15 protein-coding genes and 3 pseudogenes are annotated in these 14,320 nt (G+C 54.2%); 13 read left to right on the top strand and 5 right to left on the bottom strand.

From position 1 onward, the window contains the following. Window positions 1–70: 70 nt before the first annotated feature. The 13 genes from V3W40_RS19940 (at window position 71) to V3W40_RS19880 (ending at window position 12,652) form a co-directional block, all read left to right on the top strand. A complete protein-coding gene (locus V3W40_RS19940) occupies window positions 71–982 on the top strand; it encodes a LysR family transcriptional regulator (RefSeq protein ID WP_330208380.1) in 912 nt (303 codons plus the stop codon). A 189-nt stretch (window positions 983–1,171) separates the two neighbouring features. Next, a complete protein-coding gene (locus tag V3W40_RS19935) occupies window positions 1,172–2,017 on the top strand; it encodes a transporter substrate-binding domain-containing protein (protein WP_330208379.1) in 846 nt (281 codons plus the stop codon). Between the two features lie 55 nt (window positions 2,018–2,072). Next, on the top strand, window positions 2,073–2,894 hold the full coding sequence (locus tag V3W40_RS19930) for an amino acid ABC transporter ATP-binding protein (protein ID WP_330208378.1): 822 nt from the start codon (window positions 2,073–2,075) through the stop codon (window positions 2,892–2,894). A gap of 11 nt (window positions 2,895–2,905) precedes the next feature. Next, complete coding sequence (locus V3W40_RS19925) at window positions 2,906–3,577, top strand: amino acid ABC transporter permease (protein WP_330208377.1); 672 nt, start codon at window positions 2,906–2,908, stop codon at window positions 3,575–3,577. Window positions 3,578–3,587: 10 nt separating this feature from the next. Next, the gene (locus V3W40_RS19920; RefSeq protein WP_330208376.1) at window positions 3,588–4,253 is read left to right on the top strand and encodes an amino acid ABC transporter permease; all 666 of its coding nucleotides are present in this window, start codon (window positions 3,588–3,590) and stop codon (window positions 4,251–4,253) included. 22 nt (window positions 4,254–4,275) lie between these two features. After that, window positions 4,276–5,157 (top strand): 4-hydroxy-tetrahydrodipicolinate synthase, encoded by an 882-nt coding sequence (dapA, locus tag V3W40_RS19915; protein WP_330208375.1) that lies wholly within the window; start codon window positions 4,276–4,278, stop codon window positions 5,155–5,157. Between the two features lie 100 nt (window positions 5,158–5,257). Then, window positions 5,258–6,544, top strand: a complete 1,287-nt coding sequence (locus V3W40_RS19910; RefSeq protein ID WP_330208374.1) for an NAD(P)/FAD-dependent oxidoreductase — start codon at window positions 5,258–5,260, stop codon at window positions 6,542–6,544. An 8-nt stretch (window positions 6,545–6,552) separates the two neighbouring features. Next, window positions 6,553–8,034, top strand: coding sequence for an aldehyde dehydrogenase family protein (locus tag V3W40_RS19905; protein WP_330208373.1), 1,482 nt, complete (start codon window positions 6,553–6,555; stop codon window positions 8,032–8,034). Window positions 8,035–8,044: 10 nt separating this feature from the next. After that, on the top strand, window positions 8,045–9,079 hold the full coding sequence (locus V3W40_RS19900) for a proline racemase family protein (RefSeq protein WP_330208372.1): 1,035 nt from the start codon (window positions 8,045–8,047) through the stop codon (window positions 9,077–9,079). Window positions 9,080–9,143: 64 nt separating this feature from the next. Continuing rightward, complete coding sequence (locus V3W40_RS19895) at window positions 9,144–9,740, top strand: proline racemase family protein (RefSeq protein ID WP_330208371.1); 597 nt, start codon at window positions 9,144–9,146, stop codon at window positions 9,738–9,740. After that, the gene (locus V3W40_RS19890; protein ID WP_330208370.1) at window positions 9,679–10,140 is read left to right on the top strand and encodes a proline racemase family protein; all 462 of its coding nucleotides are present in this window, start codon (window positions 9,679–9,681) and stop codon (window positions 10,138–10,140) included. Before V3W40_RS19895 ends, V3W40_RS19890 begins: the two co-directional genes overlap by 62 nt. Before the next feature lie 162 nt (window positions 10,141–10,302). After that, window positions 10,303–11,013, top strand: a complete 711-nt coding sequence (locus V3W40_RS19885) for a GntR family transcriptional regulator (protein ID WP_330208369.1) — start codon at window positions 10,303–10,305, stop codon at window positions 11,011–11,013. Between the two features lie 478 nt (window positions 11,014–11,491). Next, window positions 11,492–12,652 (top strand): alginate lyase family protein, encoded by a 1,161-nt coding sequence (locus tag V3W40_RS19880; protein ID WP_330208392.1) that lies wholly within the window; start codon window positions 11,492–11,494, stop codon window positions 12,650–12,652. 354 nt (window positions 12,653–13,006) lie between these two features. On the opposite strand, the pseudogene V3W40_RS19875 reads toward V3W40_RS19880, so the two are convergent. From V3W40_RS19875 to V3W40_RS34825, 5 genes and pseudogenes are all read right to left on the bottom strand, one after another. Continuing rightward, window positions 13,007–13,161 (bottom strand): annotated as a pseudogene (locus tag V3W40_RS19875) (IS110 family transposase); the annotation flags it as partial. Window positions 13,162–13,330: 169 nt separating this feature from the next. Continuing rightward, window positions 13,331–13,556 (bottom strand): annotated as a pseudogene (locus V3W40_RS34840) (hypothetical protein); the annotation flags it as partial. 40 nt (window positions 13,557–13,596) lie between these two features. Beyond that, window positions 13,597–13,743 (bottom strand): annotated as a pseudogene (locus V3W40_RS34835) (hypothetical protein); the annotation flags it as partial. Then, on the bottom strand, window positions 13,742–13,864 hold the full coding sequence (locus tag V3W40_RS34830) for a hypothetical protein (RefSeq protein WP_442962863.1): 123 nt from the start codon (window positions 13,862–13,864) through the stop codon (window positions 13,742–13,744). The pseudogene V3W40_RS34835 and the gene V3W40_RS34830, both read right to left, overlap by 2 nt. A 141-nt stretch (window positions 13,865–14,005) precedes the next feature. Next, a complete protein-coding gene (locus tag V3W40_RS34825; protein WP_442962857.1) occupies window positions 14,006–14,278 on the bottom strand; it encodes a Rieske 2Fe-2S domain-containing protein in 273 nt (90 codons plus the stop codon). Window positions 14,279–14,320 lie beyond the last annotated feature (42 nt).

Genomic DNA, 14,320 nt, shown 5'->3' with positions numbered 1-14,320 from the left:
AAGCATGCGCCGATCTCAAAGGTGTTATAAATCTGAATCGTTAAACGTTTAGATTTAGGAAAATTCACCTATGAACAAAAAAACTTCGCTTAGTCAGGTAAGCGATTTTGATTTACGACTGCTGAGACTTTTCAAAACGGTGGTGCAGTGTGGGAGTTTCTCTGCTGCAGAAACCTCACTCGGGATTAGCCGCTCGGCGATCAGCGTGCACATGGCCGACCTTGAAAAACGCTTGGGGGTTCGTTTGTGTCAGCGTGGCCGCGCCGGCTTCGCACTGACGGATGAAGGTCGAGAAGTGCTTCGGTCGGGAGAAACAGTGCTCGTCGCGATTGAGGGTTTCCGCACGGAAGTGAACCAATTACACAGCCAACTGCGAGGTGATTTGAACATTGGCGTGATGAACAACCTAGTGACGCAGCCGAAGATGCGCATCACTAGCGCCCTGAAATCCCTGCGAGCGCAAGGTGATGGCGTAACCGTTAACCTGAGCATGAGTACTCCGGGCGAGATCGAACGTGGAGTCCTGGACGGACGCTTACATGTCGGCGCAATTCCGTTGATCACACCGCTCCCAGGCCTGGAGTACAGCCTGCTCTACGAGGAGCGCTCGTACCTCTACTGCAGCAACGAGCATCCGCTGTTCAGCAGAACCGAGCAGGTTTCCACGAACGATTTACGCCATGTGAATGCTGTGGTTCCTAGCTTTCGCATGACCGCCGAAGCCATTGGTTTGCACCACCTGCTTGATTGCGCCGCCACTGCCACTGATCGCGAAGGCATCGCTTTTCTCATCCTGACCGGGAGCTACATTGGCTTCCTTCCCGATCATTACGCGGCCTCTTGGGTGGAAAAAGGCATGATGAAAACGGTTGCTTCTGAACGTTTTCACTTCGATGCGCCGCTCGCCATTGTGACCTCCAAAACGCGTCGCCCAAGCCTAATCCTCGATCACTTCCTCCAAGCAGTCCACCAAACGGTCTGACAGCTTTCGACCTTCGAGCGGTTTTTCGACCGCTCGGTCACTCCAGCAGAAAAAGTTCCGAAAGGTGGTTGACAGCACAATTCATTCAATCCTAGGCTGTGCACAGCGCTGCACACATGATAGCGCACAACGCGACATGCTCTGACCTTTCTGCCCAAGAAAAATTACATATCGGTGAGGTTCAAAAAAATGGCTCGGTTATTTTCTCGCTCCGTCCGCAACATGCTTCTCTGCGCAACCGCTGTCGGTGCGCTGATGAGCCAGATTCCAGCACAAGCTGCTGATTCGACACTTTGGCAAGGGATTCAAAAAGCCGGGGTGCTCCGCTGCGGAGCTGCCGTTGCCGCGCCATATGTCATGCGTGATGCCCGTTCAGGGCAGTACAGCGGCTACTTCGTAGATTTGTGCCGAGACTTTGGAGAGAAGGTGCTCAAGGTCAAAGTGGAGTTTGTCGACACCAACTGGGAAAACATCGTCGCGGGTCTTCAGGGTAATAAATGGGACTTGGCCATGGCGTTGAACCAGACCCCAGAGCGGGCTATGGCAGTGACCTTCTCGGTCCCGGCGACCGACTATCAAATTTCTTTCCTCACCAACAAAGACAACCCCAAATTTGCCAGTGCGGGCACTGCTATTGCTGATTACGACAAACCAGGTGTGTCGTTTGCGGTGATGTCCGGCTCTGCGGCGGACAAGGCAATCAGCGCTGTCGTGAAGCATGGTACGGTCATGCGTCTCCCAGGCATGGATGAAACTCGACTGGCGGTCATGTCCCATCGCGCTGATGTTCTGGCGGATGCCAGCGACACCAACCATCTATTCGCCGTAGCCAACCCGGATTGGACCAAAGAAGTCATGCCTGTTCCAGCCTTGGCGAAACAAGGCGTTTCGTTTGGACTCAATCGTGACGCTACCCCATCTGACATGCAGGTACTGAACATCTACCTGACTCAGCGGCGAGAAACCGGTGAGATCTCCGCCTTGGTCGATAAAGCGTCCGCAGCGGCGAATGCCGACGAAAAAAAAGCCAAGTAATTCTTTGATGATTCCCGAGAGCGGGCGGTGACCGCCGCTCTCCTGGAGACCAACTATGTCAGCGCCTTTACTGGTGGCCAGTAAGCCACAGGTTTCGTTCGTGTCCGATTCGGAAAGCGGCGATTTCATCCAACTGCGCGATGTTTATAAATCCTACGGCGAAGGGTTAGTGGTGATGGACCACCTGAGTCTGGATATGCGCGCTGATGATCGCTTGGTAATCATTGGCCCAAGCGGAAGCGGCAAGAGTTCGTTACTGCGCGTCATGATGGGACTGGAAAGCATCCAGGGTGGAACGATCAGCTTCCAGGGCAAACCCTACATCGAAGGTCATTCGAACAACAAAGGCAAGTCACTGGACGCACGTCTCCAGACCCAAATCGGCATGGTGTTCCAGCATTACACGCTGTTCCCGCATCTTTCGGTACTGAGCAATCTGATCCTGGCACCGATGAAGGTTCATGGGCTTTCTAAAGCCCAGGCGACCGAGAAAGCCCGGCTGTTCCTGGCTCGGCTGGGTCTGGAAAGCAAGCTCAATGCTTATCCCAGCCAGCTTTCCGGAGGGCAGAAGCAGCGCGTCGCCATTGCCCGCGCACTGATGCTTGAACCGAAATTGATGCTGTTCGATGAGGTGACCTCGGCCCTCGATCCGGAAATGGTCACAGAAGTGCAGAACGTGATGCTGCAACTGGCCGAAGAAAAGATGGCCATGATCATCGTCACGCACGACATGCACTTTGCAAAGCACATCGCCACGCGTGTGGTGTTTTGCGCCAATGGAAAAGTTGTCGAGCAAGGGCCTCCTGCAGAGATATTTACGCAGCCGAAGGAAGTGCGCACCCGCGAATTTCTCGAAAAAGTCCTGCATCTGGGCTGAGGGAAACGGCTATGAATTATCAATTTGATTTCCACTTCCTGACCGGCAACTTCGGTGCTCTCTGGGATGGCCTGAAGGTCACTCTGCAGTTGGCACTGGTGTCTAACGTGGTAGGGCTGACGTTGGGGTTCGGTCTGTGTTTGCTGACGTTGAACCGATGGTTTTTCATCCGCTGGCCGGCTCAGTTGTTTATTGAATTCTTCCGTTGTACGCCGGCACTGCTGCAGATTGTCTGGTTCTTCTACTGCGTACCGATGCTGTTTAACGTCTTCATAGACCCGATCACTATGGGCGTGCTTGCTCTGGGGCTGAACCTCACGGCATTCAATGCGGAAGCTTACCGGGCTGGTGTGCAAGCAGTACCACGCGAGCATCTGGACGCCTGTGTGGCCTTGGGCTTGCGGCCATGGCAGCGGACCCTCTACGTGATTTTGCCGCAGGCACTACGCACCGCATTACCGGTGCTTATGACCAACGGCATCTCAATCCTGCAGCAAAGTGCACTGGTGGCCATTGTCGCCGTCGCTGACCTGATGTACGTCGGCAAGAGCATTGCCACCGAGGCGTATCGTCCTCTGGAAACCTATTCGCTCATCGCTCTTATCTACTTCGCGCTATCGCTGCCCATTGCGCAGTTGGTGCAGTGGCTCGAGCGACGCCAGGAAACCGCGCACGCGCGCTGAGGAGAACATCATGGGTCTTGATTTTACGGTGGTTCTTTCTTACTGGCAGGTACTGGCTAAAGGTCTTGCATTGACGCTGGCCATTACCGTGAGTTGCGCCGTGCTAGGTAGCATTTGCGGGTTTCTGTTAAGCCTTTTGCGGCTCTCGAAAAGTCGCTTTATCAGTATCCCGACCAGTCTGTACGTTGAGTTGTTTCGTGGCACACCGCTGCTGATCCAGCTTTTCTGGATTTTCTTCTGCCTGCCGGTGGTGTTCGGGATATCAATTCCTCCGTACGTGTCGGTGGTGCTGGCGCTGACCCTTTACATGACCGCCATCACCAGCGAGACCTTTCGCGGCGCACTTAAATCTATACCCAGCGAACAGCATGACGCCTGTACAGCTTTGGGCGTGAAGTCGTGGAACAAAGTGTTTTACGTGATCTTCCCTCAGACGCTGCTACGTGCCATTCCTCCGTTGCTATCCAACGTGGTCAGCCTGTTCAAAGAAAGCGCACTGATTTCTTCCGTAGGCATCGCAGACCTTATGTTTGTTGGCCAGAACATTTCCAACAGCACCGCGCGTCCCGTCGAATTCCTGACGGCGGTGGCAGTGATTTATTTCCTTGTTGCGTTCCCCCTGACCCGGCTGGTCGGCGTGATCGAGACTCGGATGCTCAGACGTTACGCGTACTAACTCATCACACTGGAGAATTTCCATGCAACAACTCAAAGGCATCATGCCTGCCCTGGTGACACCGTTCGACAAAAATGGCGCCATTGATTACGACGTGCTGGCGTCAATCGTTGAATATCAGATTAAACAAGGCGTCAGCGGCTTGGTACCGCTTGGCTCCACGGGCGAATACTACGCGTTGACCAATGACGAACGTCGTAAGGTGATGGCCACCGTTCGTGAGGTAGCCGCGGACCGCGTGATGCTGATCGCCGGTGCCAATGGCTCGTGTACCCGCGAAGTGATCGAACAAGTCAAACAGGCGCAGGGTCAGGGCTACAACAACCTGTTGGTCGCTCCTCCGTACTACGCTCTGCCTACCCAGGAAGAGCTGATCGGCCACTATCAGGCGATCCTGGCGGCAGTGCCGGACATCAATATCGTTCTCTACAACTATCCAGTTCGCACCAACGTAGAAGTGGGCTATAGCGTACTTGAAGCGCTGAAGGATGAAAATCGAGTCATCGGGATCAAGGAAAGCGCCGGCAATCTGCTTCGTGCCGTAGAGATTGGCGAAAACTACAAAGGCAAGATCCAGTTGTCGTGTGGCTCGGATGATCAGGCGCTGGACTTCTTCCTGTGGGGCGCAACTAGTTGGATCTGTGCGCCGGCCAACTTCCTGTCACCGCAAATCGTGTCCTTCTACAACAAGTACACGGCAGGGGACCTGGCGGGTGCGCAGGAGATCGTGCGTTCGTTGTTTCCATTGATGAACAACCTGGAAAGCGGCAAGTTTATCCAGAAGGTTAAATACGGTTGCGAACTCGCGGGCTTTGACGTGGGAGTGGCGCGTATGCCGCTCCTGCCTCTTACCGACGAAGAGAAAGCAGAATTCCGCAAGGAATTCGAAAAACTGCAAGGCTGATTTCGGCTCTGCACCGGCTTCCACGCGGGCCGGTGCGGCGCAGATTGGTACCAGCGTCGGCTTCACGTTCATAGATTCCGCGTCATATAGAGAGACGTTTATGACCCCAATGCAGTCAACCTCGCAGCAGCAAGCGCATCGAGAGACCGCCGTGGTCATCGGTGGCGGCATCGTCGGTGTGTGCTGTGCTCTGTACCTGCAACGCGACGGTTATCGAGTCACCCTGATCGACCCCGAAGCTCCTGGTGACAGCACGGCCAAATGGAGTTGCGGGCAGATGGCGGTCAGCGAAGTTATTCCATTATCAAAACCCGGAATACTCAAAAAGATACCGGGCTGGTTACTCGATCAGAAAGGACCCTTGGCGTTACGTCCCAGCGCATTGCCGGGCATCCTGCCATGGTTTCTGCGCTTTTTAGCCTGTGCTCGGCATTCCAGGATCGTTGAGATTTCCAACGAGATGGCTACCCTGACGCACCATGTTTACGAGGACTACGCGCCATTGCTAGAGGCTTGTGCCGACAAGACGCTAATGGGCGAAAAGCCGATTATCGAAGTGTTCGATACTGCGGCCGGACTTGAGCAGGAAGGTCCGCACATGGAGCTGCGCAGGTCGCTCGGCTTTAAGTCAGAAGTGTTGGATCGCAGCGCCATCGCTGACCTGGAACCCTCATTGGCTGGGAAGTTCAGCCATGGATTGCTGTTCCCGGACTGGCGTGCAGTCAGCGATACCAAGGGTTTCATTGCGGCGCTCACCCAAAGCTTCATCGACCAGGGGGGCATGCGAGTGCGCGCTCAAGCCAGGAAAATTGACCAGGTTGCAGACCGTGCCAGCGGCGTGACGGTTACCAACGGTGAGCGGTACGCGGCTGATCATGTGGTGATCGCGGCGGGCACCGGTTCACGACAATTTTTTGAGCAGACGGACAGCCGTGTCCCCCTTGCTGGCATTGCCGGATATCAGGTGCTACTGCCACATTCGGGTGTCGAGGTCAGACATTCAGTGATTTACGCCGACGGCGGCTTCTGCTTCGCCCCGATGACCCGTGGCCTGCAGATCGGTGGAACCATCGAGTTTTCCGGCCCCAATGCTGAACCCAACTATAAGCGGGCAGATATCATTCTAGAGAAAGCCCGCAAAGTTTTACCCCGGCTCAATATTAACGACATCGAATACGGTGTCGGCTATCGACCTTTTCTTCCGGACACCAAGCCTGTCATTGACCGCAGCGCTCGTCTGAAAAACGTATTTCTAGCTTTCGGTCACGGGCAGTTGGGGCTAACGCTCGGCGCGACGACCGGGAGGCTGATCACCGACATGGTCGCGGGACGTCAACCGGCCCAAGACCTGACTCCATTTAGTGCCAAGCGCTTTGCTTTCAATTGAGATTAATCATGAAATCCTACGATTTGCTCTACATCGACGGACAATGGGTAAGCCCTGTCAAAGACGGTAGTTTTGAAACCATTGACCCAAGCAATGAGTCCGTTATCACCCGCGTCGCCGCGGCCACCGCCCAGGATGTCGATCTAGCCGTTACCGCGGCACGTCGAGCCTTCGATGAGGGGCCGTGGCCGCAGATGACTGGAGCGGAGCGGGCCGCGGTCCTGCGTCGGATTGCGGCCGGAATTCGCGAACGCCAGCAGGCCTTGGCTGAGCTTGAAGTGCGGGACAATGGCAAGCCGTTGCCTGAGGCACTGTGGGACATTGGCGATACCGCTGGATGCTTCGATTTTTATGCTGACCTGGCAGAAGATCTTGACGGCATACGCGAGCAGCCGGTGGGTTTATCGGATGAACGCTTCACTTCGATTGCTCGCAAGGAGCCCGTGGGAGTTGCAGGCGCCATCATTCCGTGGAACTTCCCGATGCTGATGGCGGCTTGGAAAGTCGCGCCTGCGCTGGCAGCAGGGTGCTGCATGGTCTTGAAACCTTCGGAGTTGACTCCCCTGACGTCGCTGGAGTTGGCGGACATTGCCCACAACGCAGGACTGCCACCTGGTGTGTTGAACGTCGTGACTGGCCTGGGAGCCGATGCAGGTGCCCCCTTGAGTGAGCATCCAGGCGTCGACAAGCTGGCATTTACTGGCAGCGTTCCGACCGGCGCCAGGATCATGCAAGCAGCCTCTCGCGACATCAAAAATATCAGTCTTGAGCTGGGTGGTAAGTCGCCATTCATTATCTTTGATGACAGCGATATCGACGCTGCCGTCGAATGGATCATGTTCGGGATTTTCTGGAACCAGGGCGAAGTATGCTCGGCTACCTCCCGCGTGCTGGTTCAGCGTGATCTGTATGAGCCGTTGCTCGCGCGACTGGTGGAACAAACCCGCAATCTAACTATTGGTAACGGGCTGGAAGAGGGTGTGCTACTCGGGCCATTGGTCAATCGCGGCCAATACGACAAGGTACTTGCGGCAGTTGCCAAAGGCCGTGAGGAGGGCGCCCGATTGCTATACGGCGGTACCCGCCCTGAAAATTGTGAAAAAGGCTATTTCCTGACTCCGGCCATTTTTGCTGACGTGCCTGAGGATAGTTGGATCTGGAAAGAAGAAATTTTCGGGCCTGTGGTCTGCGTGCGCCCATTCGACGATGAAGCCCAAGCAGTGCGCAGCGCAAACGATTCGCGCTTCGGCCTGGCCGCGGCGGTCATGTCCAAAGACCTGGAGCGGGCCGAGCGCGTTGCTCGAAAACTGCGCGCAGGGATTGTCTGGATCAACTGCTCGCAGCCCACCTTCACTGAAGCCCCTTGGGGTGGCTATAAGCAGAGCGGGATTGGCCGTGAGCTGGGTGAGTGGGGCCTGAATAACTACCTGGAAACGAAGCAGATCACTCGCTATGACAGTGCCAAGCCATGGGGCTGGTATATCAAGTAAGGAGGCCGACATGCGCTGGAAGAAAACGCTTCAGCTAGTAGACGTGCATTGTGAGGGCGAGATCGGCAAAGTCATTACCGGCGGCGTCCTCGATATCCCCGGCAAAACCATGCTCGACAAGATGAATTACATCAACGAAGTGGACGATAGCCTTCGTCGTCTAGTCATGCTGGAGCCGCGTGGCTGCCTGCAAATGTCAGTGAATCTTTTGCTGCCGCCAACCCGACCCGAGGCCCAGGCAGGGTTCATCGTGCTTCAGGCGGACAAGGCACACCCGATGTCCGGCAGCAACTGCATTTGCGTGGTCACCGCTTTGCTTGAGCTGGGCATTTTGCCGATGCAGGAGCCGTTCACGACGGTGGTCCTGGACACCCCGGCAGGGTTGGTCACGGCCAACGCCCGCTGTGAGGACGGACGTTGCCTTGACGTTTCGTTGGACATGGTGCCAGCCTTCGTCGAGCAATTGGACGTAGCGATTGAGACCGAAGCGTTCGGCACCCTAAACGCTGATATTGCTTTCGGCGGAGTCTATTACGCGTTGGTAGATGTAGAACAGGTCGGCCTTAGCATTGCGCCTGAAAACGCGCGTGAACTGGCGGCGGCCGGTGTGGCACTCGCGCAGGTTATTAACCGCCAAATCAGCATCCGCCACCCTGTGTTCGAGTCATTGAATGAAGTTGCCTACGTGATGTTCCGTCATCGGGTGGATGCCAGGACCTATCAGACCTGTACCACGCTGCCGCCCGGACGTGTGGATCGCTCGCCTTGTGGCACGGGTAGCTCGGCGAATCTCGCTTGTCTCGCGGCGCGCGGTCTGGTGCAAGTCGGTGATCAAATGGTCTCTCGCTCTACCATCAATGGCGAGTTCCAACTGCAGTTTCTTGACTGCACCGACGTCGCAGGCAAGCCTGCTATCTTGCCGAGGGTCACAGGTCGTGCCTGGATTTACGGGTTTCAACAGTTGGGTGTGGATCCCGATGATCCTTTGTCAGAGGGGTTTATGCTGAGCGACACATGGGGACCTGCATTTACCGATGGCAATTAAGTCGTCCAGAACAGCCTTCAACTGCTGCTGATATCAGTCATAGTTAGGATTGGAGAGTCAGGATATGCGCTTCACGCAGGTTCTGTCGGTAGTTGATTGTCATGCCGAGGGTGAGAGCGGAAAGGTCATAGTCGGCGGCGTAGGTCAGGTGCCAGGCCAAACGATGTCGATAAACGCGTCCATCTTGAAACTCAGATGGACCATTCGCAAAATGGTCCTTTTTGAACCTCGCGGCGCAGTGTGGCATAACGCAAATATCGTGCTGCCTTCCAACCACCCGGAAGCGGACATGGGCTACGTCATCCTTGAAACGACTGAATACCCGGCAATGTCCGGGTCCAACACGATGAGTATTGCGACCCTATTATTGGAGACCGGCATCTTGCCTATGCACGAGCCTGTTACCAACCTGACACTCGAAGCGTCTGCTGGTCTGATTCGGGTGCGTTGCGAATGCTCAAACGGTAAGGTGACGAGTGTACGACTCGTTAACCAACCAGCCTTCTGCTATCACCTCGACAAGCACATTGAGGTGGAAGGGCTTGGGTCTGTTCGGGTCGATGCTGTGACCTTGGGTTTAGTCTTGATCCTTCTGAAGCATGGGACCTGTGCGAAGTCGGGGAGAAACTCAAGGCGCGGCTGCGAATCAACTTTCAGTTGAGCACCCTGAAAATCCAGCTATTCCCGGTATTACCAATACCGAGTCCGTTGGCCCTTTACGCCGTGAACATGGCCAGCTTATTTCGAAGAACTGTGTAGTGGTTTCACCTGGGCGATGCGATCGGTCGCCTTGCGGTACCGGCTCGTCTGCACGATTAGCGCTCTTGCATGCGAAGGGCCTTATCAACCCAGGCGAGGTGTTTATCCATGAGTCTATTACAGGGAGCCGCTTTACCTGCGCGATCGATGGGATAACCAAGGTTGGTAATTATTCAGCAGTAATCCCTGCCATCGCGGGACAGGCCTGTATCAAATGGGCATGGATCCGACCGATCCCTACCAGCGAGGCTTCACCGCGGCGGATACATGGATGTCGGTTGTGTAGCCATCTGCACGGCTGATTGAATGTGCGTATCTGACTCGGATCATACCCGCATGATCCTGGCTCGATGCGCTGCGCTCGGGTAGTTGAACCTACGGTTACTGAGTTATGAGCAACGCTTGATTAGTGCTAAATTCGCGAGCCGGTGTGACGTCCGGCTCCTATCGTTGAGAGCTGCCTGATGAGTAAAGACACTACAGAAACTAACGGCAATGCCAAGCGCCACGGTGGACGGTACATTTACGAAGAGCTTCGCAAACAAATCCTCACACTGAAGCTCAAACCCGGTACACCGCTGGATGAAGTATCACTGGCAGCTCAGTTCGGGCTGTCTCGCTCGCCGGTGCGCGATGCACTGGCGCGCCTGATCAGTGAGGGTTTAGTGACGATCCTGCCTAATCGCACGACCCTGGTTACACCGTTCGAAATCGAAGAATTTCCTAACTACATCTCCGCACTGGACCTTATGCAGCGAGCTGTTACCCGTCTCGCAGCGTTGCAGCGCAACGATGAAGATCTCGCACGTATTCGGGCCGCCGACGCCGCATACCTCGATGCCGTTGGTACCGGGGATTTCCAGGCGATGTCAGAGCTTAACAAGGCTTTCCATATGGCAATTGCCGAAGCCGGAAAGAACCCGTATTTCATTGGTTATTACGAGAAGCTTTTGGGCGAAGGCCAACGGCTTCTGCACCTGCATTTCGATTACATAATCAGTGCAGCCAGCACCAGCACACGCTTGGGTCGTGACCACGATGAAATTATTGAAGCGATTGCAGCGCGAAAACCTGATGACGCCGAGCGGGCAGCTCATGAGCACACGATGCTGTTTCAGCGCCGTTTCCTGGCTTACATGCAACAGAATTTGACTGACGGCATTTCTGTAAACTGAAAGGCTTACCTCGGGCGTAGAAATGACTGCTATCGGTTGTCGATTGCTGACCTTGCGACAGAGCTGGTAACCAAGTAGCAGTGACTCGCCGGTTCAAGAGGGGGGCTTCGCGCAACGCCCGCCGTCCGAATAGTTCTAACCATCCTTTCGCGGGATTTCTCGAAGCACGTTACTTGCATGGGGCTCTACAGTAGATCACACCAATATCGCTGACAGCCGCTGGACGTGGCACGACATAGAAAAGAATGAGAGTTTGAATAGCTACTGACAGTCACTCAATGTTTGAAGTTTTTAGCCATACTTTTTCAGCTCCTGTTCATTGAAATAGCGGAAGGTACCGATTAATATCTGCTGACGGTTGCATAGTTCTCCTGCTGCCGGCCGCTATTATTACCGTTTCTACGAATGGTATGCCTGAGGTTAAAAAATGAAAGGTAAGTTACTTGCCGCAATGGTGTTAATGATCGGTCTATGCGCTGTGAACGGCGCCAACGCTGAAAGCAAAGGCTTTGTGCATCCGGGAATGCTGAGTTCGGAGGACGATTTTACTAGAGCCAAGAGACTCGTTAGTGTTCATACTTCACCCGCCGTCGATAGCTGGAATCTCTTGGAAAAAAGCCGTTACGCGGTCGCTGATTACACGCCTAAGCCAGTCGATAGGGTCGTGCGGGGTAACCCTTCGTGGGGTAAAGACAATTACGGTGTGCTTTACCGCGATGCTGCAGCGGCTTATCAGTTGGCTGTCCGTTGGAAAATCTCTGGAAATGTGGAGTACGCCAATGCGGCGATTAAGGTGCTTGATGCATGGGCCGGCAAACTGACCGACGTTATTGGTACGAGCGACAAGTATCTAGCGTCTGGTATTTACGGTTACGAATTGGCTAATGCGGCAGAAATTATGCGGACCTATCCAGGTTGGAAAAAGCTGCCCCAATTTCAAGATATGATGCTTCGGGTTTTTTATACAATGAATCACGATTTCATAACCAAGCACAATGGATATGGGGAAGCCGGTCTGCACTATTGGGCTAATTGGGACTTGGCGAATCTTGCCTCGATGATGGCAATCGGTATATTGACGGATCGCCACGATATCTATGAAGAATCGTTGAACTATTTGCTTCATGGAAAAGGCAACGGCGCATTCAACAACGCAATGTGGGCTGTCTATCCAGGCACTGGAAAGGAACCCGGTCTGGCTCAAGTTCAGGAAAGTGGACGGGACCAGGGACACTCTACCTTAGACATTGGATTAATTGGCGTGATTTGCCAAATGGCGTGGAACCAAGGCGATGACTTGTTCAGTTTTAATAATAACCTGCCCTTGAAAGCCAGTGAATACGTTGCCAAGTATAATCTTCTTTATGATGTTCCATGGACCAACTACACCACCAGCGACGGCTCGATTCAAACTCATATTTCATCCGCCAGTCGCGGTAGCACCCGCCCAATCTGGACGTTGATTTACAATCACTATGCAGGAATCAAACACCTTGAAGCACCCTACACAAAAAAGATGCTGGATAATTTTGGGCCAGAGGCAGGTGCTTATGGGGCTAACAGTGGCGGTTTTGATCAGTTGGGTTATGGATCTTTGTTGTTCAATAACTATCAAGCGACCGCGGCTGGGAAACGCTGACTCTCTCGATAGCGGCGCAATTTTTCATTCGCATGAAGCCTTACGTTAGCCATCGCGTAGTGTGCTCTTCGAGTCCATTCGCCGCTTGGAACTGATCGTGGATGATAAGTGCTAGGCGGCGAGTGTTGAGTAAAGAGTGTTCGGGCATTAGCAAGGCAAAGTCGATGAGCGGCAGTTTCGGTAAACGCTCACCGCAAGAATCCACCAACTGTGGTAGATCATTGACGCGGGCAGCACGGTCAAGGCGTTACCGTGGCGCACCGTGTGCATCATATCTGGCAGATGAGACAAAGAGCTGGCCACTCGCCAAGACGTGCGCAAGCTGCCCAGCGCACCTATAAACTAGCGGACGTGCATGGCGTAAATTAGCCGTGCTAATTGATGGTCTGTGGCTTTGATCGCGCAATTAGTATCCATCCTCGTCAGTCTGACGCGATGACTGTTACCGATAAAAATTTGTCTTGACGAGCGTTTGACGCCGCTTGCTTCAGCGCTTGTGCCGTTCGATTTCGTAGTCGGCGAATGGGTTGATCTGGTCATGGAATATCTTGTATTTCCAATACAGGAACCAGTCTTTACCTTGGAGCAAAAGGTCGATGCGATTGCTATTGACGGTAATAATCTCGCGCAGGAGGCCGGGACGCTGGCCCTCGTGCAAGTGTTCAGCAGTTGCGCACGATCCGCCCGACAGTTGACCTCTTCCTTGTTCGGGTCCTGAAGGACTGATTGCTGTTGTGCGGCGAAGACCTCGAGATCTTCATGAAAGGCACGTTGCATCTCGAGAAAGAGCGCCCGCGTCACTTCTGGTTCGTCGATCCGGAAGTCATGCGTTTTGAGCCCAAAAATAGTGGCTGGTCGTCTCGGTCTCCGGCATGATCGCATGTAGCGCGTACATTGATGACATCTGTCCCCTCGAACGATCGCTCGTCGCTACTTACGCGTCGACCGCCGGTCCGGGTCTCCACGTTCGATGGGGGTAAAAATTTAATCATTTGCCAGCGATCGATTTTCTGATCGCATCCAGCGAGTCGCCGGTACGTGGGCGTCGGCGTATCGATCATCCAGCGTGTCTGAACGACGCTGCGTTCGTCACTTTCTACTGACGGCTAGTGCTGTCGCTTGATTGCCGATCGTCGAGCCGTGTATGAATGTCAGATGACTAAGGCCGTTTAGGTTGTCGCTGATCAATCGATAGTTGGCTTCGGCGTGCATGTAGTCTTGCTGCCATGCATGCGCGGCGTTGTCCAATAATGAGAAGTCGGGAACGAGCGTCGGATCTGCGCGGTTTGGGTCGCCCATCCATATCCAAGCAAGATGATGACGTTCGTAGATCGGGTAGGTCTTCCCTTTCGCCTACGGCGTAATCTGCTCTTCGCTGCGAATGCTGACGCATGTTCCGTGGCAGTCGACCGTGAACCTGTGATAGCCAAATTGACGTTGTCGCCCACCAGCGTGCTCAAATGCAGGGGGGACACGACAATGATAGCAACGGTTTTCTATGGCGACCGCTTCGCCTGCTTGTGTTCGATATTGCAGGACGGGTTGGTCCATGATGGTCAGGTCCCGAAGACTGTGAAGGAGCTCACTCGGCCAGGCGGCGACGTACCTAGCATTCTTCACATACATTGGCTTCTTCTGTTTATTATTCGTTGTAGGATCAAAGGTCGG

Source organism: Pseudomonas sp. AM8, assembly GCF_036346475.1.
Taxonomy (GTDB): domain Bacteria; phylum Pseudomonadota; class Gammaproteobacteria; order Pseudomonadales; family Pseudomonadaceae; genus Aquipseudomonas; species Aquipseudomonas marginalis.
This window is presented reverse-complemented; position numbering and strand designations above follow the sequence as displayed.